Origin of the sequence: Oecophyllibacter saccharovorans (genome assembly GCF_006542375.1) — a bacterium.
GTDB classification, from domain to species: domain Bacteria; phylum Pseudomonadota; class Alphaproteobacteria; order Acetobacterales; family Acetobacteraceae; genus Oecophyllibacter; species Oecophyllibacter saccharovorans.
Genome location: NZ_CP038143.1, coordinates 318,891 through 338,443, shown reverse-complemented (window position 1 = coordinate 338,443; position 19,553 = coordinate 318,891). Strand labels below are relative to the sequence as shown.

Annotated in this window: 18 protein-coding genes; 10 read left to right on the top strand and 8 right to left on the bottom strand. The window is 62.5% G+C overall.

Annotated features, from left to right (window positions below; genetic code table 11):
- The 7 genes from E3E11_RS01490 (at position 1) to E3E11_RS01460 (ending at position 7,162) form a co-directional block, all read left to right on the top strand.
- Complete coding sequence (locus E3E11_RS01490; RefSeq protein WP_141450850.1) at positions 1-489, top strand: DNA polymerase III subunit chi; 489 nt, start codon at positions 1-3, stop codon at positions 487-489.
- A gap of 83 nt (positions 490-572) precedes the next feature.
- Entirely contained in the window at positions 573-2,051 is a 1,479-nt protein-coding gene (locus E3E11_RS01485; protein ID WP_141450849.1) for a hypothetical protein, read from the top strand.
- A 218-nt stretch (positions 2,052-2,269) separates the two neighbouring features.
- The gene (locus tag E3E11_RS01480; RefSeq protein WP_141450848.1) at positions 2,270-3,028 is read left to right on the top strand and encodes a hypothetical protein; all 759 of its coding nucleotides are present in this window, start codon (positions 2,270-2,272) and stop codon (positions 3,026-3,028) included.
- Positions 3,025-3,558, top strand: coding sequence for a hypothetical protein (locus E3E11_RS01475; RefSeq protein WP_141450847.1), 534 nt, complete (start codon positions 3,025-3,027; stop codon positions 3,556-3,558). Before E3E11_RS01480 ends, E3E11_RS01475 begins: the two co-directional genes overlap by 4 nt.
- Before the next feature lie 76 nt (positions 3,559-3,634).
- The gene (locus E3E11_RS01470) at positions 3,635-4,942 is read left to right on the top strand and encodes a hypothetical protein (protein WP_141450846.1); all 1,308 of its coding nucleotides are present in this window, start codon (positions 3,635-3,637) and stop codon (positions 4,940-4,942) included.
- A gap of 50 nt (positions 4,943-4,992) precedes the next feature.
- Complete coding sequence (locus E3E11_RS01465; protein ID WP_231118947.1) at positions 4,993-6,471, top strand: NADH-quinone oxidoreductase subunit D-related protein; 1,479 nt, start codon at positions 4,993-4,995, stop codon at positions 6,469-6,471.
- Positions 6,472-6,547: 76 nt separating this feature from the next.
- Complete coding sequence (locus E3E11_RS01460) at positions 6,548-7,162, top strand: NADH-quinone oxidoreductase subunit B family protein (protein ID WP_231118946.1); 615 nt, start codon at positions 6,548-6,550, stop codon at positions 7,160-7,162.
- Between the two features lie 24 nt (positions 7,163-7,186).
- Here E3E11_RS01460 and E3E11_RS01455 read toward each other — a convergent pair whose 3' ends face one another.
- The gene (locus E3E11_RS01455) at positions 7,187-8,089 is read right to left on the bottom strand and encodes a CDP-alcohol phosphatidyltransferase family protein (RefSeq protein ID WP_141452038.1); all 903 of its coding nucleotides are present in this window, start codon (positions 8,087-8,089) and stop codon (positions 7,187-7,189) included.
- Positions 8,090-8,234: 145 nt separating this feature from the next.
- Positions 8,235-8,912 (bottom strand): phosphatidylserine decarboxylase, encoded by a 678-nt coding sequence (locus E3E11_RS01450; RefSeq protein ID WP_141450845.1) that lies wholly within the window; start codon positions 8,910-8,912, stop codon positions 8,235-8,237.
- 259 nt (positions 8,913-9,171) lie between these two features.
- Between E3E11_RS01450 and gloB the strand changes: the two genes are divergently transcribed.
- On the top strand, positions 9,172-9,873 hold the full coding sequence (gloB, locus tag E3E11_RS01445) for a hydroxyacylglutathione hydrolase (RefSeq protein WP_231118944.1): 702 nt from the start codon (positions 9,172-9,174) through the stop codon (positions 9,871-9,873).
- A gap of 22 nt (positions 9,874-9,895) precedes the next feature.
- Here the strand turns inward: gloB and E3E11_RS01440 are convergent, their stop codons facing one another.
- The 6 genes from E3E11_RS01440 to E3E11_RS01415 all read right to left on the bottom strand — a co-directional run bounded on the left by E3E11_RS01440 (position 9,896) and on the right by E3E11_RS01415 (position 15,242).
- Complete coding sequence (locus E3E11_RS01440) at positions 9,896-11,200, bottom strand: hypothetical protein (RefSeq protein WP_141450844.1); 1,305 nt, start codon at positions 11,198-11,200, stop codon at positions 9,896-9,898.
- Entirely contained in the window at positions 11,200-11,991 is a 792-nt protein-coding gene (locus E3E11_RS01435) for a lysophospholipid acyltransferase family protein (protein WP_141452036.1), read from the bottom strand. Before E3E11_RS01435 ends, E3E11_RS01440 begins: the two co-directional genes overlap by 1 nt.
- A gap of 24 nt (positions 11,992-12,015) precedes the next feature.
- Positions 12,016-12,621, bottom strand: coding sequence for a YdcF family protein (locus E3E11_RS01430; RefSeq protein WP_168189181.1), 606 nt, complete (start codon positions 12,619-12,621; stop codon positions 12,016-12,018).
- Between the two features lie 68 nt (positions 12,622-12,689).
- Positions 12,690-13,784 (bottom strand): hypothetical protein, encoded by a 1,095-nt coding sequence (locus E3E11_RS01425; RefSeq protein ID WP_141450842.1) that lies wholly within the window; start codon positions 13,782-13,784, stop codon positions 12,690-12,692.
- Positions 13,781-14,698, bottom strand: a complete 918-nt coding sequence (locus E3E11_RS01420) for an ATP-binding cassette domain-containing protein (RefSeq protein ID WP_141450841.1) — start codon at positions 14,696-14,698, stop codon at positions 13,781-13,783. The genes E3E11_RS01425 and E3E11_RS01420 overlap by 4 nt, the downstream gene beginning before the upstream one ends.
- Positions 14,699-14,819: 121 nt before the next feature.
- The gene (locus E3E11_RS01415; RefSeq protein ID WP_141450840.1) at positions 14,820-15,242 is read right to left on the bottom strand and encodes a hypothetical protein; all 423 of its coding nucleotides are present in this window, start codon (positions 15,240-15,242) and stop codon (positions 14,820-14,822) included.
- A gap of 218 nt (positions 15,243-15,460) precedes the next feature.
- On the opposite strand from E3E11_RS01415, the gene E3E11_RS08605 reads away from it, so the two are divergent.
- On the top strand, positions 15,461-17,476 hold the full coding sequence (locus tag E3E11_RS08605; protein ID WP_141450839.1) for an ATP-binding protein: 2,016 nt from the start codon (positions 15,461-15,463) through the stop codon (positions 17,474-17,476).
- Between the two features lie 28 nt (positions 17,477-17,504).
- Positions 17,505-19,553, top strand: a complete 2,049-nt coding sequence (locus E3E11_RS01405; RefSeq protein ID WP_141450838.1) for a response regulator — start codon at positions 17,505-17,507, stop codon at positions 19,551-19,553.

Here is a 19,553-nt window from a genome sequence, read left to right as displayed (position 1 = left end):
ATGAACGGTGCCGACACGGATACGCCGACCAGCGGGAAGGAGGGGAGCCAGGTCGGCTTCTACCACCTGACCCGCACGCCCCTGGCTGAGGCGCTGCCCAGATTGCTGGAGCGTAGCCTGAAAACCGGGGAGCGTTCAGTCGTGCGCTGCCCTGATGCCACCACCCTGGCTGGGCTGGACAAGGCCATGTGGAGCAGTTCTGTGTGTCTCTGGCTGCCGCACGGGCATGTATATGACGGCGATGAAGCCTTTCAACCCATCTGGCTGGCCTGCGATGATGCTGTGCCGAACGGGGCGCGCTTTCTGTTTCGCGTGGACGGGGCGGGGGGCGAGGATCTGACGGGCTTCAAGCGGGTTTTCGACCTGTTTGACGGGGCTGATCCGCAGTCAGTGACCCGTGCGCGGGAGCGCTGGCGGGCGGCTAAGGGAGCGGGTCACGAACTGGCCTATTGGAAGCAGGAAGAAACCGGTTGGTGCCAGGCCGGGTGATGGCCCTAGCCTCCCAGCAGCGAAGCGGGCACCAGCGGAGTTGAACCGAGGGCGTCCCCAGCGAGAAAGAGCAGACGACAAGCGTGGTGCATACGGATTTTCCGACTTATTTTCTGGCAGTCCTGCTGGTGGCTGCAGCCCTGCTGGTCGGTCGGCCATTGCCGGATCTGGCGTCAGTGCGGGGGGCTGGCCTGACGCTGGGCAGTCTGCGGGCCAGCAGGCTGAGAGCGGGTCTCATCCATAAATATCTGCTCCAGCCCCAGGCGCTGGGGGCGGTGCTGCAGCACACACTGGCGGAAGCGGCGCGCTGGCGTGAAGATCTGGGGGCCAGGCTGCAGGCGCGGCTGACCCTGGACCGACTGGGCCTTCTCTGTGTGGCCGCAGCGCTGCTGTGCGGGATTCCAGCCGGCACAGTGCTGTTCATCGGTGCGGCCATTCTGCTGCTGCATGCCCCAGGTGAAGCCTTCTGCCGGCCTGCCATCGCTATTCCTCTGCTGCTTGTCTATGCCCTCTATCCCGGTATCTGGGGCGTGTTGGCGCTGTTGCCTGTTCTGTTCTGGCCTGGCGGACACCGCGCCTGCGGGCAGGTTGCAGGCAGTTTTCTGGCAGTCGGCCTGGCCGCACATGTTCACCCTACCATGCCGGCCCTCTGGCTCTGTGGCAGTGTCGTGATCATGGGGGCACTGGGGCTGGCGGCCCTGGCAGTTCACCCCACGCCGCGGGCGGTAGCGGCCTTTCTGCCCATGCGTCCCATGATTCTGCTCGGCCTGATGCAGGCTGCCACCAGCGCCGGGCTGGAGGCGAGCGCGCAGGCAGCGCTGGCTGCCCTTATGCTGGACCTGGCCTTGCAGGCGCTTGGTGTGCTGCGTCCAGGATGGGAGGGGCTGCTGCTTCCCGTTCCGCCCCTGCCGGGTTTTCTGGTGCTGTGGCTGGGACTGCATGCAGCGCTCGGCCTGGCGACAGGCACACCTGACTGGACCCCGGGAGGCCTGTTTCTGGCCTGTCTGCTGGGGGGGCTCTCCCTGGCTGAAGGACTGGCCGTGCTGTCCTGGCTGGGGGGACGCCCCATCACTCTGGCTTTTCTGATCGGGGCGTTTCTGGTGCCGCTGGGACTTGTGCTCCTGTCAGTCCCGGCCGGGCATGTTCTTATCACTTCTGCAGAAACCGGGTCTGCAGGATGGCAGCAGGCCTTCTGGCAGATCCGCGGTGGAGACGGCGCGCTTCTGGCCTGGCCTCTGGGCTGGGGCATGCTGCTGGCCTTCTGGTGTTTTTTTGTAAGGCCCTGGCGTCATCATGGTGCGGCTCTCGGGCTGCGCTGGCCGGATCTTTTTTCTTCTGGAACTGTGCTGTCGGATGGCGAGGCAGGGGATCTGGTCCGTCTGCGTCTGATGCAGAAACGTCTGGCCCGTCGCGCCTTCCGGCTGGCCTTGCGTCTGAAAAAATTTCTGGGTCTTCTGCAGCTGCAATATGCCCTCTCTGAGTGGCGCTGGCCTTCGATCAGTGTAGGCTTCTGGATGGCTTTCCTCGGCTTTATGCTTGCTCTGGTGGAGTGGGGCGTATGAAGCCGGATATTCTGAGCCTTGTCGTTTCCGTCGGTTTTTCTTTGCTGCAGCTGGGCTTTCTGGCGCTGCTCGCGCCCTTTTTCAGTTGGTGGGTGGAAGAAGGCGGAGATTTTCTGGCAGGACGCAGCGTGCGCCCGTTTTCTCTGGCATTCCGGCGTATATGGGGCTTTTCTCTACTGGCCTTGAGGCAAGGGCTCTCAGCATCCTGGGGGGTTGCAATGGCCATGGGAGCTCTGGTCGCTCTGGCCCTGCCCGGTCTGGCTCCCTGCGTTTCAGGCGGAGCGGGAATACAAGGCGGGCCAATGCCGGCTGGGGTCTGGGCCAGACTGTCTGGCGACATGGCTGCGCTCACCTCGGTTCTGGCGCAAGGCTGGGTGCCGTCGGTCTGGTTGAGCGATCCTCTGTTTCTGGGGCTTCTCCTGCTGGCAGCTACGGCTTTCCTGGGAACCGGCCGGTCGACTGCTGCGCGTCAGCGCGCCAGCCTCGGAGGGGCGGTACTGGTATTGTGCGTGACGGAAAGCCTGTTTGTCCTGGCTGCACCAGGTGTGACGGGGCTGGATGGTGTGCGATATCTGCTTCATGAAGGCGCCAATCCCGGCTTGAGCGGTACAAGTGCCTGTTGTGGCCTGGCCCTAGCCTTTACCGGTGCTTTTCCGCGCCTGAATGCTTTCCACAAAGGCGACGAGGGCAGCGGTGAAGAGGAGTTGGGCATTATCCGGCAGATTTTTGATGAAAGGGCCAGTCTGCTTTCTTTTCTGCAGATAGGATGGCTGCTTTATCTGGGGGATCTGCTGCTGCCTGGTCTGTCAGGGGAGACGCCGGGCATGGCGCTTCTGGCATTCCTGGGTCGGCTGGGGGGTGCGCTGGGTCTGTTGCTCGTGCTGGAAGCCACGCGCACGGAACGGAATGCACGTCTTGCCGCCCTGATGGCTGGCCTTGCTTTTCTCCTCGCCCTTTCAGGGAGGTTCGCCGCATGATCACGGCTTTCGCTTTCGCCCTGGTGATGATTCTTCTGACCTTCGGGCAGGATGCGCGCTGGTTGCCTTTGTACGGGATTGCCTGTGCCGTGGCGTGCGGGCTGGTTCAGAACGGCTTTCTGGCAGCCTTTTCGGTCGGCGTGCTGATCGTGTTCAATTTCGGGGCCTGGCTGGCGTTGCGGAGCTATGGGGAACCGCCTGGCCCTCTGCAGGGGCAGCTGCGCGGTCTTCTGCCCATCGTGCTGACGCTTCTGCTTGAGCTGGTGCTGGCTCTGGCCGGCGCTTCCGTCGGTCTGGCCGCTCTGTTGGCCGTGGCGCTGGTTGTTGGCGCGCTCTGCCTGGTCGGAACCGGGACACCGCTGACCCAGTTCTGCGGGCTGCTGATGGCAGCTGACGGGTTGATGGTGCTGGGCTGCGTTCTGTCCTCCTGGGGGTTGTGTCTGACGGCGGTGGCGCTCTGGGCAGTGCTGGCCCTGCTCGGTCGCCTTCTGCTGCCCCGGCTGGTCTGGCGTCGTTCAGAGGCCTACTGAGATGGCGCGCAGACGCACGCTGAAGCCTGGGGCTGAAGCGCTGGGGACCGGAAAAGTTTTGGGATAAGAACAACGGATGGAAACTGCTTCCCTTCTTCCAGTCGGTCTGTTGCCGCCTCCCGGGCTGTTTGCGGTCCTGTGCTGGCCTTTTCTGGTAGCCGTCCTGCTCTGGGCGTCCGGGCGGATCGGGCAGGGGCGGGGTCTGGCGCTGGCCGGGGCAGCCATGAGCCTGTTTGCGCTGGTGTTCTTTCCGAACAATCTGCCCATTGTTCAAACGGTGGCGATCGGGCTTGAATCCTGCACGCCCCTGCTGCTTTTTGTAAGCGCCCCGTTAGTGAACGCCCCGTCTGGAGGGCAGGTTGAGCTGACGCGTGCGGAAGCCGCCCTTGCGGAACGGCTGCCTTTTCTGGTGACGGGTTGCGGGCTGATGGCTTTGTGCGTGCAGTCTGTTCTGGCAGTCGTCATCTGCCTGGGCGCCGGCGCAGTGGTTCTGGCCTGGTGGGATGGACGGGGTCCCAGGCGCGCGCGCAGTGCGTGGGATATGGTGCGCCTGCGTCTCTGCGGGGTGTGTCTGAGTGCTCTGGGGGCGGCTTTGCTTCAGGCCCTGCCCCTGACGCCTGACAGCCAGGACGGTGCGACGCTGGGTGCCATCATGCTGGTGGTCGGTCTCGGAATGATGGCAGGGCTGGGAGAGACCAACATTCTTGTCCCGGCCTTTGCCCTGCTGGAGACAGGGCTCAGATTCGGCGCGCTGTTTCTGTTGCTGCAACTGGCTGTTTCTCCCCTGACGCGTGAACTGATTCTGCTGGCCGGTCTGGCTGGCCTCTGGCTGACCGTGCTGGGCAGTGGCCGTCGTTCCGCGCCTCTGCTCTCCCTGCTGGTGGGGCTGGGCGCGGTCGCGGCAGGGAGCGGGCAGGAGAACGCCCTGCTGATTCTGTTCTGTGCTGCGCTGCTGTGCTGCGCCCTGCAGCGCCTGCTGGCCCCGCTCTCCATTGAAACCGGGAATGCAAAAGTGGGAGGAACGCAGTTGGTGGAATGGTGTGCCTTGCCTTTGCTGGTGGTCATTCTCATCATGCTGGCGCAGGTTCTGTCCTGGGTCATGACGGTTCTGGCAGTCGGCGCCCTTGCCTGGGATCTGCGCACCCTCACCTTGCAGGGCCTCTCACTATCGTGGCTCGGGGCGCGCATGGCCGCTCCGGATCGCCGTCTGGCCCTAGGGCTGGGCGTTGGTTTGCTGGCCCTGGCTCTGACAGCGGCTTTCGTGCCGGGAAGTTCTGAAATCCCCGGAGAAGAGGAAGACCCCGACGTGTCAGGCAGACTGATCCTTTCCCCTCTGCCTGAATCACTGAGGTCACCGGCAGTATTGGGGGAGCGTGAAGCGTGAGGGGAGCGCCTGATCCAGATTCTTTCCCTTCGCTTGAGGCCGGAACGGTTGTGACCCCTTCTGCCCAGGCGGCGAAACCTCTGGAGGAGGGCGGTCTGCCGGGCAGCACGATGAACGCCTTGCTGCGCCAGGGAGAGCAGGTCGGGCTGCTGCGCTACCGGCTGACGCCAGAGCAGTGGGAGAAGATGCTGAGCGCTCCAGGGCATTCTCTGCCTCTGCTGGCGAGCTGGGCGGATGCCACGGAAGCCACGCTTCTGCTGCTGGAAGGTGAAAGCCCTGTCCTTGTCAGCACGCCCGTGCTGCAACGGCGTTACCTCGGCGCTTCCCGGCGGTACGCTGCCGCAGTGATGGGGGAGCGGATGAGTCGCGATCTCTGGGGCGTGGAAGCGCAGTTTGCGCGCTCTGATACGCCTCTTCTCGACAGTGGCTGCTGGACCGTCACCTGGCCCCTGGCCCCTGATCCAGTCCCTGCCAGCGGCAGACCTGATCCGGCCTGGGCGGAGCTGGTGCCCCCTGACCGCTCCGGGGTGGCAGGTGTTCTGAACCTGACACGCGTTGAAGATGGCAGCGTGGAATGCGGGCTGTTTGAAGCGCACAGGGGAATTCAGGCGCGCCTGCGCGGCTTGAGCCCAACTCAGGCGCTGGGGCTGGTGGGGCGTGTGAGCGCGAGCGGTTTTGTGGCCCATCCTCTCGCTTTTGCCCGTGCGGTGGAGCAGGCCTGCGGTCTTCTGCCCACGCCGCGTGAGCGTGACATACGTCTGCTTCTGCTGGAGGTGGAACGCCTCAGTCTCCATTTATACGATCTGGCGCGTACAGCCCGCGAAGCAGGAGCCGGGCTGATGGGCGAGCAATGCGCGATGCTGCGCGAGCGGTTGGCGCGGCTGTGCCAGAAACATGGCACGAGCCGCCGCCTGACCGATACGATCGGTGTTCTGCCGCTGGAAAGTGCTGTTGCGGAACCGGTGCTTCTGGCTCAGGCCGTTGTGGACAGCCTTGCCCCTTATCTGCCACGCCTGACCAAGTTGAACAGAATCTATGCATCACGTTTTGCCGGGGTGGGCGTGCTGTCGCCGGAAATGGCCTGGCAATATGCGCTTGGTGGTGCAGTCGGGCGGGGCAGTGGGCGTTTTGTCGACCTGCGGCGCAGTGAAGCGGGAATGCGGGTGGACTGTCTGCGTGCCCCTGTAGGTCACGAGGGAGACGCCTTGGCCCGCAACAGGGTACGGTTGGGAGAAATGCGGGATTCTCTGGCTCTGCTCCGCCGACTGATTGCGTCAATCGGCCAGAGTGACGATGTGTCTCCCCTGCCGCCGACCGGTGAGGGGCTGGGCGTTGCGGAAGGGGCCCGTGGTGATGTGTGGTACTGGGTACGGCTTGATGAAAACGGAAACCTGGCAGATGTGCAGGTGCGCGACCCGGCAGTTGCCCTTCTGGGGGCGCTGACACCCCTGCTGGCTTCTGTGCCGGCAGCACGGGTTCCGCTGGTATTGAGCTCGTTGGGGCTGTCCCCGGCAGGGGCGGCTTTATAGAATTTTAATGGAATCAGAGAATTTCAGGCATTGCCTGCCAGTAGAGCGATTGCGGGAAAACTGAGCGGATGTGATCATGGATGAACAGATTGAAGGACAGTCGGGCGGGAAGGATTATCAGCCTGCAGCTGATCCCATTATGTCTGCACCGCTGAAAGCCAAGGAAAGTCCTGCGGCCGCGCGCCAGATGCAGAGCGCTTCAGTGCCGGTGACGCTCCTCATGGCGTTTCTGGATGCGCAGCGTTGGCGCCCGCGTGCCCGGCACGGACGTCTGCGCCAGTTGATCCGGCTTTATCCGGTGGCGACAGGCGGTTGTGATGGCTGTGCCATGGAAGTGCAGATGCTGCCTTCTGTCACGGCGCTGGAGGGAAGCGGCTTTCAGCTGGTGGATGATCCCGCCCTGGCGGACTGGCTGCTTCTGAGCGGACCGGTAACCCGTGCAAGTGCCGGGCGGCTGGCAGAGGTCTGGAGCCGTATGCCGCCAGGACGATGCATGATCGCCTTAGGGGCATGTGCCCTTAACGGGGGTGTTTTCCCGAATGATTATGCGGTTCTTGGAGGGGTGAGCAGCCTGGCACGGAGCTGGCGGACTGTCCCCGGCTGCCCGCCGGCACCTGAAGAAATCCTGCAGGCCCTGTGCGCCTTTGCGCGGGAAGGAGAGCGTGCCGCGAAAGCTCAGGCCAGACGTTAGCTTGAAGGGTGATGGGATCTCCGCTCAACCGGCGGACGGAGGAGAGGATCTGGGCGCCGTCACTGTCTGACCCCCGAGCCTACGGTCTTCCTCGGCTTCGTGGCGAAGGTGCCAGTAGGAGCGTCGCGAGAAGGGCAGCATGATCAGGTAGAGCAGGCCAGCCGAGGCCAGTGCCCCCCAGGGTTCTGTAACCAGAAAAGCCGCATAGAGACCGGTTCCCAGCAGCAGGGGAACGATCAGCTGCGAAGGAACCTTGAAATTCTTGAAGGACCAGACCGGCAGGGTCGAGACCAGCAGAAAGGCTGTCACGATCAGGCAGGCTGCCGAGAGCCATGGGGAATGAGCGAATACTTCCAGCCCCGGCAGATCGTTGCGTTGCGCTTCCAACCCGACAAAAACCGGAAAAAGCGCCAGGCCTGCGCCCGCAGGGGCCGGCACGCCACTGAAAAAGCTGGCAGCGTATTCCGGCTTGCTGTCATCATCAAGCGTCGCATTGAAGCGCGCCAGGCGCAACGCCATGCACACCGTGAACATCAGGCAGGGAATGAAGCCGAAGCGGGAGCGGGGCGGGAGCGACCACATCATGAGCATGAAGGGCGGGACGACGCCGAAACAGACGAAGTCGGAAAGACTGTCGAATTCGGCGCCGAAACGCGACGTGCCGCGGAGCAGGCGGGCGATACGTCCGTCCAAGCCGTCCATGCAGGCAGCGAAGAGGAGCGCGCCTGCTGCCATGCCGAACTGACCCAGCAGCGCGAAGCGCATGGCGCTCAACCCGGCACAGAGACCGAGCATGGTCAGGATATTGGGCACCAGCCGGTTGAAGGACAGCCCGCGCCGCCGTGCCCGCCGCCGTCTGGATTGGTGAGGGCTGGACGGACGGGCAGGGACGACATCTTCCTGCGGTTCTGCGAGAGCCTGGTCCATTTCGGAAGGCGGGGCTGCCGGTGTTTCCTTGGCGGCCAGAGCGTCCGGGTCCCCGTCGGGAACGAGCCGCAGACCAGTGCGGGTGCTGCCGGGTTTCGGGTTTCGGGGGGAATCCTGGGAAGTCATGATCTGATGGGACCTCCGCTCAGAGACGGGCCAGAACCGTTTCGCCGCCGACCATGGTCTGGCCTTTGGAGACGATCGGTTTGACCCCGGGCGGAAGATAGACATCCGTGCGCGAGCCGAAGCGGATCAGTCCGAAGCGCTCCCCTGCCGTCACCTGCTCGCCCGGCACCACATCGCAGATGATCCGGCGCGCAATCAGCCCGGCGATCTGCACGACGGCCACCTGCCGGCCGTCAGCCATGGTGATGCACAGGCCGTTGCGTTCATTTTCTTCAGACGCTTTGTCGAGACTGGCATTGACGAAGGTGCCGGCATGGTAAGCCAGGGCTGTCACAGTACCGCTGACGGGAATGCGGTTGATATGGACGTCCAGCACAGACAGGAAAGTGCATACCCGCCAGACCGGCTCGGCAGACATGCCCAGATCTTCAGGTGGGGAAACGAGATCTATGGAAGTGACCCGTCCATCAGCTGCAGCCAGGACGACCTGGTCATCTTCAGGGGTGAAACGCTTGGGATCGCGGAAGAAATAGAGACAGAAACCGGTGAAGAGCAACCCTGCCGTGCCGAGCGCGCGCGTAAGGCGCCAGGGCGTTGCGCGTCCGATTAGGGCTGTGGCCAGACCCGCTCCGATAAAGGGCAGGGCGGCGCGATTGGGGCGTGAAATGACATATCTGAATGACTGGATAAGCGACATGGCGCTACTCTTGCCTTCCGGTGAGGTTCGGTCAAGCTTGTTGCCGGGGACTTCTGTTGTGCGTCCGTTGCGCGGTGGATGCCAAAGACCCGGGTGAAGCCAGGGAGAAGAGAGAAAGATGATGCCACAAACCGGAAAGCCTGTGACAGACGCACAGCCTAATGCTGCCTCAAGTTCAACGGCAGGGGGTGGGTCTGCTACTGGTGGCGCCGGGCAGGCTCGGCCTGCTGCAGACGTTACAGTTCAGCCGGTCCCGCTCTTGAAAGACAATTACGCCTGGCTTATCCGTTCTGCCGCCTCGCCTGGCGTGGTGGTGGTTGATCCCGGTGAAGCCCAGCCGCTTGAAAAGAGGTTGGGCCACACGCCAGTGATCGCCATTCTGCTGACCCATCTGCACAGTGACCACATCCAAGGCGCCCCAGCACTCGCAGCACATTATCACGCGCCGGTGTATGGCCCTGCCAACACCCATCCAACACATGTGCTCAAAGGCGGAGAAACACTGGATCTGCAGGGCCTGACCGTCGAGGTGCTGGACACGCCCGGTCATGCCAGTGGGCATCTTTCCTATTATGTACCGGCCGTGCCGGCCGTAATGACGGGGGATACGCTTTTCAGTGGCGGGTGCGGCCGGCTGTTCGATGGCACTGCTGAAGATCTTTTCCACAGTTTCCGGAAATACGATCAGCTGCCGCCCCAGACCCTGGTATGCCCCGGGCATGAATACACTGCTGCCAATCTGGACTTCATTGCCGGGCTTGCTGAGCAGGGAAACCCGGGGGTCTCTGGCCTGTCTGCAGCCCGGCTTCATGATCGACGGGAAGAGGTACGTGCCCTGAGAGCGCAGAACCAGCCGAGTGTGCCGGTCAGCTTAGTGGTGGAGCAGGCGACCAATCCTTTCCTGCGGGCCCGGACTCCCACTCAGCTGGCAGCGTTGCGTTCTGCAAAGGACAGGGCCTGACGAATTCTGAAGGGGCAGGTGCTCAAGGTGCCAGGGAGATGTGCCGCGCCAGATCAGAGAGGGTGAAATGCCTGAGGATATCCAGCCGTTCAGGGGTCAGCCCGGTCGGATAGCCGTGCTGGAGGGGAAAGGTCAGGCTCAGGGGAGGCTCGGGCCGTCCGGGTGCAGGGGGAGCCATGACGCTGAAAAGAAGGCGTTTCTGGGGAGGGCTCATTTTCTGCTGGATCCCGCTTTGCTGAAGCATGGTGGCGACCAGGCCGCGCCAGTTCTGCAGGCGTGCTGTGATTTCACCCTTGCCGCCCGGCCAGTTCACCCGCCCGCTCAGGACGAGACGCGGTTTGCCGCCCTGAATTTCAGTGGCCGTTTTTGCAGCCGGGTTTGCGGCAGAGCGCAGGCGAGCTCTGTCGGGGAGTGGAAACGCACACGCTGCTTCCGGAATGATGAGTTGCCAGTTGCCATCATGGGGAAAATCCTGCAGCGGGCCGTTACCGCTCAGATTGAGACCGAGCAGGAGATTGCTGACATCGATCTCGCCGCGCGCAAGGGACGTGTTGGCCAGAAGGCCGTCGAGAAAGCGACGCAGAAAAGCGCTGTCGCGCAGCTGGCCTTTACGGGCTGTCAGGAAAAGACTGATCCTGCTGGGCACGGGGTGGAGGGAGGCCGGAAACGGTGCAGGGTGGAGCTGCAATGTGCCGCCGAGATGGGAAAAACGCAGGTTTTCGTCAAAGCCCAGCAGTGCTGCCTCGAGCGTTTCTGCCTGGAAATCATAGCGTTGGTTCTGCCCGTGGTTATGGGAATGCAGAAAAAATGCCAGCTGATGCGACCGAAAGGTCAGGCTTTGCCGGGAGGGGGAGACGATACGCAGCAGAGCCGTCTCCCTCAGCTGCAGTGGAAGCGTGGCTCCCTGCACGCCGCTTTTCAGCCAGGTCAGCCAGCTGCCACCAAGCTGGAGGTGCTGTGCAACGGCGCCGAATTCATAAGGACCGATGCTGCCCTGCAGATGTGGCGCTTCCAGAGTCAGACGAGCGCCCCAGGGCCAGCCATCAGTGACAGGTGGAGTGTGGGTGAAGATAAGGTGGTCGTTTTTTAATTGCTGGTCGAAACGATCAACGGTGAGCAGCAGGCTGGCCTGAACTGCGCGTGAAGCTCCCCAGTCAGCCAGAAGAATGCCTCCCAGTATCAGCAGAAATCCCACGCCGATCTTCTGGCCGTGGCGGTTCCAGAGGACAGACAGGCGTTTCTGTAACGGCCTGCGTGTCTCTCGGCGGGAGGACGGAGGCTGGTCTGTCGGGTCAGAGGCCAACCCTTTCGAAGTGGGAAAAGGCATCAGGCGCTGGTTTCTGTCTCCTCCACCCGGGAAGGGGCAGGGAGAGGGGGGGTCTCAGGAGGGATTTCAGTCTGAGCTGTGCGGAGAAGGCCTGCCTGAGCACAGAGCCTGTCCCAGGCGCTGTCGATCTCTCCCAGCAGCGCCCGGCCTGAGACCTGGGGCAGCGGTTTGCCAATCCGGACTTTCAATATGCCGGGATTTTTGCGCCAGGGAGAGCGGGGCCAGAAAAGACCTGAATTGGTAACGACCGGCAGGACGGGCAGCCTGCCTGCCTGCCGAGCCAGGGCGATGATGCCGGATTGCAAGGGGGCCCTGGTGCCGGGCTGGGTGCGGGTGCCTTCAGGGAAAAGAATGACCTGCCTTCCATCCTTCAGCGCGGCTGCAGTGCGGGCCATCATGTCACGCAAGGCTTGCGGTCCCCCCTGGCGATCAACAGGGATCATGCCACTGAGCACCAGCATCGGCCCGACCAGGGGAATGCGCGTCAGTTCACGTTTGATGACATAGGCGGGATCCGTTGCCAGCACCATCCAGATGAAGCCATCGAAGAAGGACTGATGTTGCGAGGCGATGACGCAGGCGCCCTGACCGAGGTTCTCGCGCCCTTCAATGACGATTTTCACGCCGCAGATCTTCTCAAACCCCCACAGGACGGCGCGTGACCAGAGTTTCGCATAGTCAAGGGCCAACCGGTGCTGATGGGCGAGACGCAGAGGAAAGGTGCCCAGGCCCATGACAAGCGTCAGGAGAACCAGGTAGGCGTTGAAGAGAGCACCACGGAGCAAGCTCATCATATCCTTATTTCTCTCATGTCTTCAGCTTCTGCGCAGGCCGCGGCGATGGTTCGGGGGTGAGAAGGTATCACGTGCATAAGCGCCCAGAAACTTGGCATATTCCTGAAGCAGGATCCGCAGGGCATGCGGTTGCCAGGGGGCCTGCATGGCAGGCGGCAGCACGCGCCAGGGGCACAGATGCAGGTCACGGGCTGCCTGGTGGATTTCAAGCAGGGCGCGGCGCATGTGATAACCGGCCGTGATGACGACAATGCAGTCGAGCTCGTTTTCCTGGGCCCATTGCTCTGTTTCATGGCCGTTTCCGACCGTGCTTACGGCCCGTCGGCCAAGAGTGATCTGGCGCTCCAGACCGGGCGGCAGCGATGAGCCGTTCTGCAGGGCAATCTGGTCCAGGGTGGTTTCTGGTGCCACGCCTGAAATAAGGAGAACATGGTCAGGATGCGCCCGCAGCAGGCGCAGGGCGGCTGAGACCCGTTCTTCCCCCCCTGTCAATGCAACCATCCCTGGGCAGTGGTCAGGCAGCCGGGCAGGCGGGGCCTGCAGTGCATCAAGTGTGAAGCCGATGAAGCCAAGGGGCCCGAAAAGCAGGCACAACCCGGTAACGCCCCAGAACAGTAGGGCTTTCACAGAAACGGTTTTTTTGGGAAGCGACCGTTTTCCTGTCTTTTTCTGTACCTGTCTGTTTTCCGGGCTTTTCATTGCAAGATAGGTACAGATCTCCGGGCGGCACGCAACAGGAAAAGACGGGTCGCGAGCCAGGCAATCAGGCCGAAAAAGAGCATGCCTACCAGAACAGTCAGGCTTCCGCTTAGCCAGAAGGCTTTCAAGGGATCAGGTGGTATGCGGGCAATTCCTGTACCGGATGAAGCCCCGAAAGCTGTGTGCGAACTGCCCAGCAGGCTGTTCCAGAAAGGTGAAAGCGCCTTCCACTGGCTGCTGCTGCAGGCCAGGGCCACCAGCCCTCCGGTGAAAGCGCCGGCCATGGCGCGAAGAGCCACCCTGAAGCCCAGGTTGCCGGCACGGGGGAAGGCGCCGAATTCCGTCAACAGGCGGCGCGCGCGTGCTGTCTGAAGAACGGCGAGGCGTGCTGCCTGCACAATCCCGCACAGCCCCGTGCAGAGTGCCAGAAAGGCAGTGGTGAAGCACAGGAGATCAGTATGGCGCCAGAGAGGGGCCAGAACCTTGGGCAACATGCTGCTCTGGGGGGGTGGAAGAATGACCAGGGCTTCGGGAAAGCTCAGTCGAAGCAGGTGTGCAAGAGGGGTCAGGCTCGCTGCATCCTGACCGGGCTGCAGCGGCAGGGCGAGAACAGGCGGCATAGGCCCTTCCCAGGGGGCGCCCCAGCTCCTGAAAAGAGCCCTGATCTGCTCAGGCGGCAGGAAAGCAGCCTGTTTCCCGCCTGGAAAAGAGGAAAGCTTCTGGAGAACCTGCTCCTCATTCCATGGTGGAGGGGCTGGCGGTGCAGGGGGAAGCGGAACAGGCTGGTGCGTGTTTTTTATCGTGTGTGAACGGGCGCGGGCATGCGCAGAAGAGATTTTTCTGGCTGGCTTTTCAGGCGCTGGACTGGGCGCAGGCGTTCTGTCCTGAATTTTTTCTGGTGCAGTGCCGACTTTCGGAAAAGCGATGAGAAGGCTGGAAGCACTTTCTGCCTGCCAGGCTCCCAGCAGAAGATGGGCGATCAGACAGAGGGTTCCGGCCAAGGTGATCAGGAACTGTGCGCCGCCGGTCAGCAGGGGCAGAAAAGGCAGGTGAAGACGTGGTCGCAGCGAGGGAAAGGGGCGGTCTGTCACAACTTTCCTCCTCTGGCTGCCGAGCCTGAGGAGGGGAGAGTTGGCGCAGCGTGAAGTGTGAAATGCGGGTCATGCCGCGCAGTCAGAGGGGTTTCTTTCAGTTCAGGTCGCAGCGGACGTGCGCCCGCACGCCCCCGCAGCATCGTGGCTGGCCGTGCGTCGGTCGGAAGCGGCTCCGGTTTTGCAAAGGAGGGGCTGTCAGCAGGGGGCCTGTGGGCGCTCGAATGGGGATGAAAGTTTCCGCTTTGTGTCGGGCCGGCCAGAGTATGAACAGGTCCGGGGAGACGTTCGGGCAGGGCAGGATCCTGGGTTGCCAGAAGAATAGCGCAGGATTTGCCTCTCATTTCGGCAAAGGCGCCCAGCAGCAGGTCGCGCAGTTCCGGGTCCAGCTGCAGCGCAGGCGCATCGACGAGGATCAGGTCCGGCCTTCTGATCAGCGCCCGCGCCATCCCAAGTCGCAATTGCTGCGTGGCCGAGAGGGTGCTGGCCGGCTCATGCATGTGTTGTCCAAGCCCTGCCCAGCGCAGGATGGCTTCGCCATGGTGCAGAATCCTGTCGCGGCTTTGGGGTTTGTCGACCAGGCGTAGGGGAAAGCACACATTGGCAAGCAGGGACCAGTCATCGTGAAAGGAAGGGCGTTCCTCGATCAGGCCGATATTGCGTCGCAGCCTGGCCAGTTCTGAAGCGGCAGTGCGTTTTGTTACGACCTGTCCCAGAATACGCATCTCTGCTTCAGGTAGGGGGCGGCGCAGGGCCAGGAGTTCCAGAAGGGCCGTTTTTCCGCTTCCGGCCGGTCCGGTGATCCAGCCAATGTCACCACGTGCCAGGCGCAGGGAGAAGCCGTGACGGTTCCCGGCTTGCAGACTGCCGGCCTTGGAAGCCGGGGAAAAGGGCAGGTGATCCAGAATAATCATGCCGGTTTGGTCATATCAGGTTCTTGTGAGGGTTTCCTGAACGCTTCGTGAGAAACGCCTCTCTGAAAGTGCACCCCTTTTCGCCGTCGGCCATAACAGGCAGGCGGCAGGAGCGGTCTTTTCAGACCTGCCGTCCCAGCCATGCGGAGACGGTGGCGCAGAAGGCGGTCAGGGCCATCAGCAGAAAACCGTCCATGATCAGGCCGTGCGGGGTGAGCACGTGTCCTGAAACCTCGACCTGCATGGGAAATGAGGTGGTGATGTGCGCGATGAGGTCACGTGTCTGGGAGTCGGCGCTGGCCGTGTTGAGGGAATGGCTGGCCAAACCGACGACATGGGGAACGAGCGACCAGCCGATGCCCAGAACGAGCAGGAGAGGGGCGAAGAACTCGCTGATCTGGAGCACGAAGCAGGCCGTGAAATGCGCGAAAGCCCAGATGATGTTGCGGGTCAGCCAAAGCCCTGAAAAGAGAGAAGCGATGGAGGCTTTTGCCGGCTCAGTCGGGCGGGGGATGGGATGGGGAGCTGGATCGGAGTGATTCATGGCCCGTAGTATTCCCTGAAAGAACGGGGAAGAAAAGCAGGCACGCGCCGCATTGAGAAAAACCTTCAGCTCTGTTGCGGTAAACCGACACTTCCGGCCCAGGCGCGATCTGACATCTCATAGAGGGGAAGTCATAGAGGTTGAGCTGCCTGAATATGATATAAACAGGCTGAGCGGGTCGCTAAAGAGCGGAAACGTGGAAAATTACAGGGAGATTCATGGTGCAGCTGCGGCTTCTTCTGGTTGATTCCGAGCTGGAAAACCGGCAGCGCCTGCAGGGCTTGCTGGCGCGGGAAGGGGCAGAGATATTATGGGCTGAAAACGCTGAAAGCGCCCTGCAGCTGCTCGAAGCCCGACAGACAGACGCGCTGCCCCAACTGGCGGTTGTCAGTGTGGCGCTGTCAGGCATGAATGGCGGGCAGTTCGTGCGCCGCCTGCGCCTGGGGCGCGCAACCTGCCAGATGCCTGTACTGCTTCTGACAGGCAATGCCACGCCTCATGAAGAGCGCGAGGGGCTGGAGAGCGGGGCAGACGCCTATATTTCCCGCACTGCCCACCCCGATCTGCTTTCCCTGCGGATCAGGGCCCTTCTGCAGGCTGGTGCTGAGGCTGTCGAGCGAGCAGAGGAACCCAGGCGTCGGCCGCGGATCATGATTGCCCAGCCACCCAGCGATGCCGCACAGCTCGCTTTCTGGAATGACCCGGCGCTGGCGATGGAAGTGCTTGCGCAGACGGAGGAAAGCTCGCCTGCTGAGGATGAGGATTCCGGACCGGGACTTGGAGAGCTGCTTTGGCGTGACGGCTATACGGTGACCTCGGTTGAACGTTCGCAGGACCTGGTGGAGGGCGCCTGGCTGGCCGGGGCTGCGGCGCCGGACTGTCTGGTCATGGCTGATCTCGGTCAGTCGGGCGACATGGAATTCTGCCGCAATCTCGAAGCGCGCCGTCAGGCGCTCAAGGAAGCCGGGCGTGTGCCGTTTCGCGTGCTGGGCATCGTGGAGGCGCAACGCTTCAGGTCCCAGTCCTGCGGCGCATTTTTTGAACTCGGCATTGATGACCTGGTGCCGAGCGACATGGCGCGTGATGTGCTGGCCCTGCGCATCTGCACGCAAGCTCGCAGGCGTATCGCCGAAGAGACGCTGCACCGTCAGGCCGAAGAACGCCAGGAAGTGGCCCTGAGGCTGGAAGCGGCCCATGCCCGCGCCGAGATGGCTGAAGCGTTGCAGCAGGCCAACCAGCAACTGGCTGCAACCAATGCCAGATTGCTGCAGGCCCAGGCCAAGCTCGTTCATGCCGCCAAGATGGCGGCTCTGGGTGAGCTGGTGGCGGGGATCGCACACGAAATCAACAATCCCCTTGCCTTCACTCTGGGGCATGCGCGCACCATCGGGCGCAGTCTGGCCCTTGCCGACCAGGAGGTGCAGCAGCTGGCCGCATTGTCCCAGGCGCCTGTTGCGGCTTTGGGCGACTTGCAGGCTCTGCTCGGCAAGGGGGCGACCCGTTTGGACGCCCTTGCGACAGGTTTGCAGCGCATTCAGGATCTGGTGGTGCGGTTGCGGCGTTTTTCCCGGCTTGAGGAAGGAACCTATCAGCCGGTGGATGTGCCGGATGCTCTGGAAACGGCTCTGGCGCTGCTGGGTCATAAACTGGCCCATGGCCTGGAAGTTGTCTGTCACCTGCATGCGCCCTCACTGCTGATCTGCCAGCCCGCCCTGATCAACCAGGCCATCATGAATCTCGTCTCCAATGCTGCTGACGCCTTGCTGAGCCCGGCTGAGCCCGAGGCTGCAGCTTCAGCGGGCGAGCGGGTTGGAGAGACAGGTTCTGGCGGCAGGAGGATGGGAAAGATAGTGGTGTCCACATTTCAGGAAGAAGAGGCTTATGTCCTCACGGTGGCTGATAACGGGCCGGGGCTGTCGCCTGTTCTGCAGTCACGCGTTTTCGACCCGTTTTTCACCACCAAGCCGGTCGGTGAAGGAACGGGGCTGGGCCTGGCGATCACACACAGCATTGTGGAGGCGCACGGCGGCACGATCACGATCGGTGAAGGGCTGCAGGGTCGGGGAACCACCTTTCGCATCCGTATTCCGGTCCGCATGACCCCGCGCGGGTTGAGCGCGCTTTCGCCAGAAGGGTTGAGCCTGCGTCAGGAGAGCCGGAACGATGGGGCGCCTGGCACTGGCAGAGAGGGGCAGGTTGGTCAGGACCCGTCTCCTGCCCCTGAGATCTCATGAAGGAGAAATCATGAAAGAGCCTGTGCAGATGAAAGTATCTTCTTCCGAAAATGCTTCTGAGGCAGGTGAAACCGGCACTGCCTCACAGCGTGTGACGATTCTGATCGTGGATGATGAGGAGGAAATCCTGGTTGCCCTTACCGACCTGCTGGAGGATGACTATGAAATTCTCACGCAGAGCGATCCGCTGCAGGCCCTTGAAGTTCTGCGGGCGCACCCGGAAGTGGCGGTCATCATTTCAGACCAGCGGATGCCCGGTCTGTCAGGCGACCGGCTTCTGAGCCAGGCCCGTGCCTTCTCAGACGCCCGCAGTCTACTCCTGACAGGCTACGCTGACCTTGATGCGGTGGTGGCTGCCCTGAATGAAGGCCAGGTGCAGGCCTATGTCCACAAGCCCTGGGATGAAAAGGCTTTGCGGGCTCTCGTTGCTGAAGTGGCCCGGCACTGCCTGTCCCAGAGGGCCTTGAAGACAGAACAGGCTCTGCTGCATGGCCTGATGAAGGCTCTTCCCTTCACCCTCGTCTTCTCAGACGCTCAGGGGCGCTGTATCCGCAGCAATGTCGCCCCCCGCGCTGGAGAGGAGACCAGCCGTGAAAGCGCGCATTACCCGCCGGAAGTTCAGGCGGAAATGCGCCGGTTGCGCCTGTTGACTCAACAGACTGGCCAGGCTGCTTCGACCTTCTGCGCCCAGGAAGAGGGGCAGACGCACTGGCATGAAATGACCCGCTGGGCGTTGGCGTGGCCGCAGAAAGCCTCTTTCGCGGAGGCTTGGCAGGTCTGCCTGGACCGGGATGTGACAGACCGCGTGGCGGTTGAGGCGCGCCTGCGCCAGGCGGAGCGTCTGGAATCCCTGGGCACGCTGGCAGGCGGTATCGCGCATGATTTCAACAATCTTCTGGCGGCTATCTCTGGTGCTCTGGACCTTCTGGAAGAAGATATTGACGCACAGAGTGCGGGTCGGGCTCTGCTTACCCAGGCCCAGGAAGGGGTGCAGAAGGGCGCAGCCATGACACGCCGCCTGCTCCAGTTCGGGCGCCAGGGTGGGGACAGCCTCGCCCCTGTGGCACCGGGGCCCTTTATGAAGGCCCTTGCGCCCCTGCTGGCCCAGAGTCTGCGCGCAACAGCTGTCTGCTGTCAGCTGGAGCTTGATATGGGAGATGAGGGCGGAGCGGGATTGCCGGATATGCTGACAGATGCCCGCCAGCTTGAGATGGCTCTGCTCAATCTGTGCGTCAATGCACGCGATGCCATGCCGCAGGGAGGTCGCGTGAGGATCAGTCTCGCCGTTGTGCCTGCGGATTTACCGGATGTCCCAGGCGGCTGCAGGAAAGATCAGGCGCTGGCTGTGAAAGTGCAGGATGACGGGCTTGGAATGAGTGCTGCCGTACAGGCGCGTGTTTTCGATCCGTTTTTCACCACCAAACCTGTGGGTAAGGGAACAGGCCTTGGGCTATCAGGAGTCTATGGTTTTGTGACGCGCGCGCATGGCGATGTGAAGCTGGCCAGCGCGCCCGGAAAGGGGACGACCGTCACGCTCCTTTTGCCCCTTCTTCAGGAAGCCTCTTCGGGAATTGATGGATCGTCCAAGTCGGTCAGTAAGGCGAGAAGGACTCCTGAAGCAAAGGCGGTTGAGGCCCCCGCGGCCCAAACCTCCATGAATAGGGTCATGGAAGGGCGTGCCATGCTTATCGTGGAGGATGAAGAACCGGTTCGCCGGGTGGTCGGACAGTTCCTGCGCCAGGAAGGGGCATTGACACGTGAGGCCAACGGCCTGCAGGAAGCGCTGTCGGTTCTGGAGAGCGGCTTTCAACCGGAAGTTGCCATTCTGGATGTCCGCATGCCCGATTATGACGGGCCCAGCTGTGCACGCGTGCTTAAAGAACGGCTGCCCGGGCTGAAGATCCTGTTCATGAGCGGTGAGACAGCCGGCGCTGTCCTGGATGGGGCCAGGCTGATCTCCAAGCCGTTCACTCAACTGCAGCTGCGCCTTGCGCTTCAGGAACTTTGCTCGCCTTCAGAGGAGGGGGTGTCGGAGGAGGCAGATATGAAAAGCGGCGGTACGGAAAAGGAAAAATAA

Coding starts and splice junctions, on each gene's coding strand:
- E3E11_RS01490 (WP_141450850.1), top strand. CDS start 1: ATGAACGGTGCCGACACGGATACGCCGACCAGCGGGAAGGAGGGGAGC.
- E3E11_RS01480 (WP_141450848.1), top strand. CDS start 2,270: ATGGCCATGGGAGCTCTGGTCGCTCTGGCCCTGCCCGGTCTGGCTCCC.
- E3E11_RS01475 (WP_141450847.1), top strand. CDS start 3,025: ATGATCACGGCTTTCGCTTTCGCCCTGGTGATGATTCTTCTGACCTTC.
- E3E11_RS01470 (WP_141450846.1), top strand. CDS start 3,635: ATGGAAACTGCTTCCCTTCTTCCAGTCGGTCTGTTGCCGCCTCCCGGG.
- E3E11_RS01460 (WP_231118946.1), top strand. CDS start 6,548: ATGGATGAACAGATTGAAGGACAGTCGGGCGGGAAGGATTATCAGCCT.
- E3E11_RS01455 (WP_141452038.1), bottom strand. CDS start 8,089: ATGGACCAGGCTCTCGCAGAACCGCAGGAAGATGTCGTCCCTGCCCGT.
- E3E11_RS01450 (WP_141450845.1), bottom strand. CDS start 8,912: ATGTCGCTTATCCAGTCATTCAGATATGTCATTTCACGCCCCAATCGC.
- E3E11_RS01440 (WP_141450844.1), bottom strand. CDS start 11,200: ATGCCTTTTCCCACTTCGAAAGGGTTGGCCTCTGACCCGACAGACCAG.
- E3E11_RS01435 (WP_141452036.1), bottom strand. CDS start 11,991: ATGAGCTTGCTCCGTGGTGCTCTCTTCAACGCCTACCTGGTTCTCCTG.
- E3E11_RS01420 (WP_141450841.1), bottom strand. CDS start 14,698: ATGATTATTCTGGATCACCTGCCCTTTTCCCCGGCTTCCAAGGCCGGC.
- E3E11_RS01415 (WP_141450840.1), bottom strand. CDS start 15,242: ATGAATCACTCCGATCCAGCTCCCCATCCCATCCCCCGCCCGACTGAG.
- E3E11_RS08605 (WP_141450839.1), top strand. CDS start 15,461: ATGGTGCAGCTGCGGCTTCTTCTGGTTGATTCCGAGCTGGAAAACCGG.
- E3E11_RS01405 (WP_141450838.1), top strand. CDS start 17,505: ATGAAAGTATCTTCTTCCGAAAATGCTTCTGAGGCAGGTGAAACCGGC.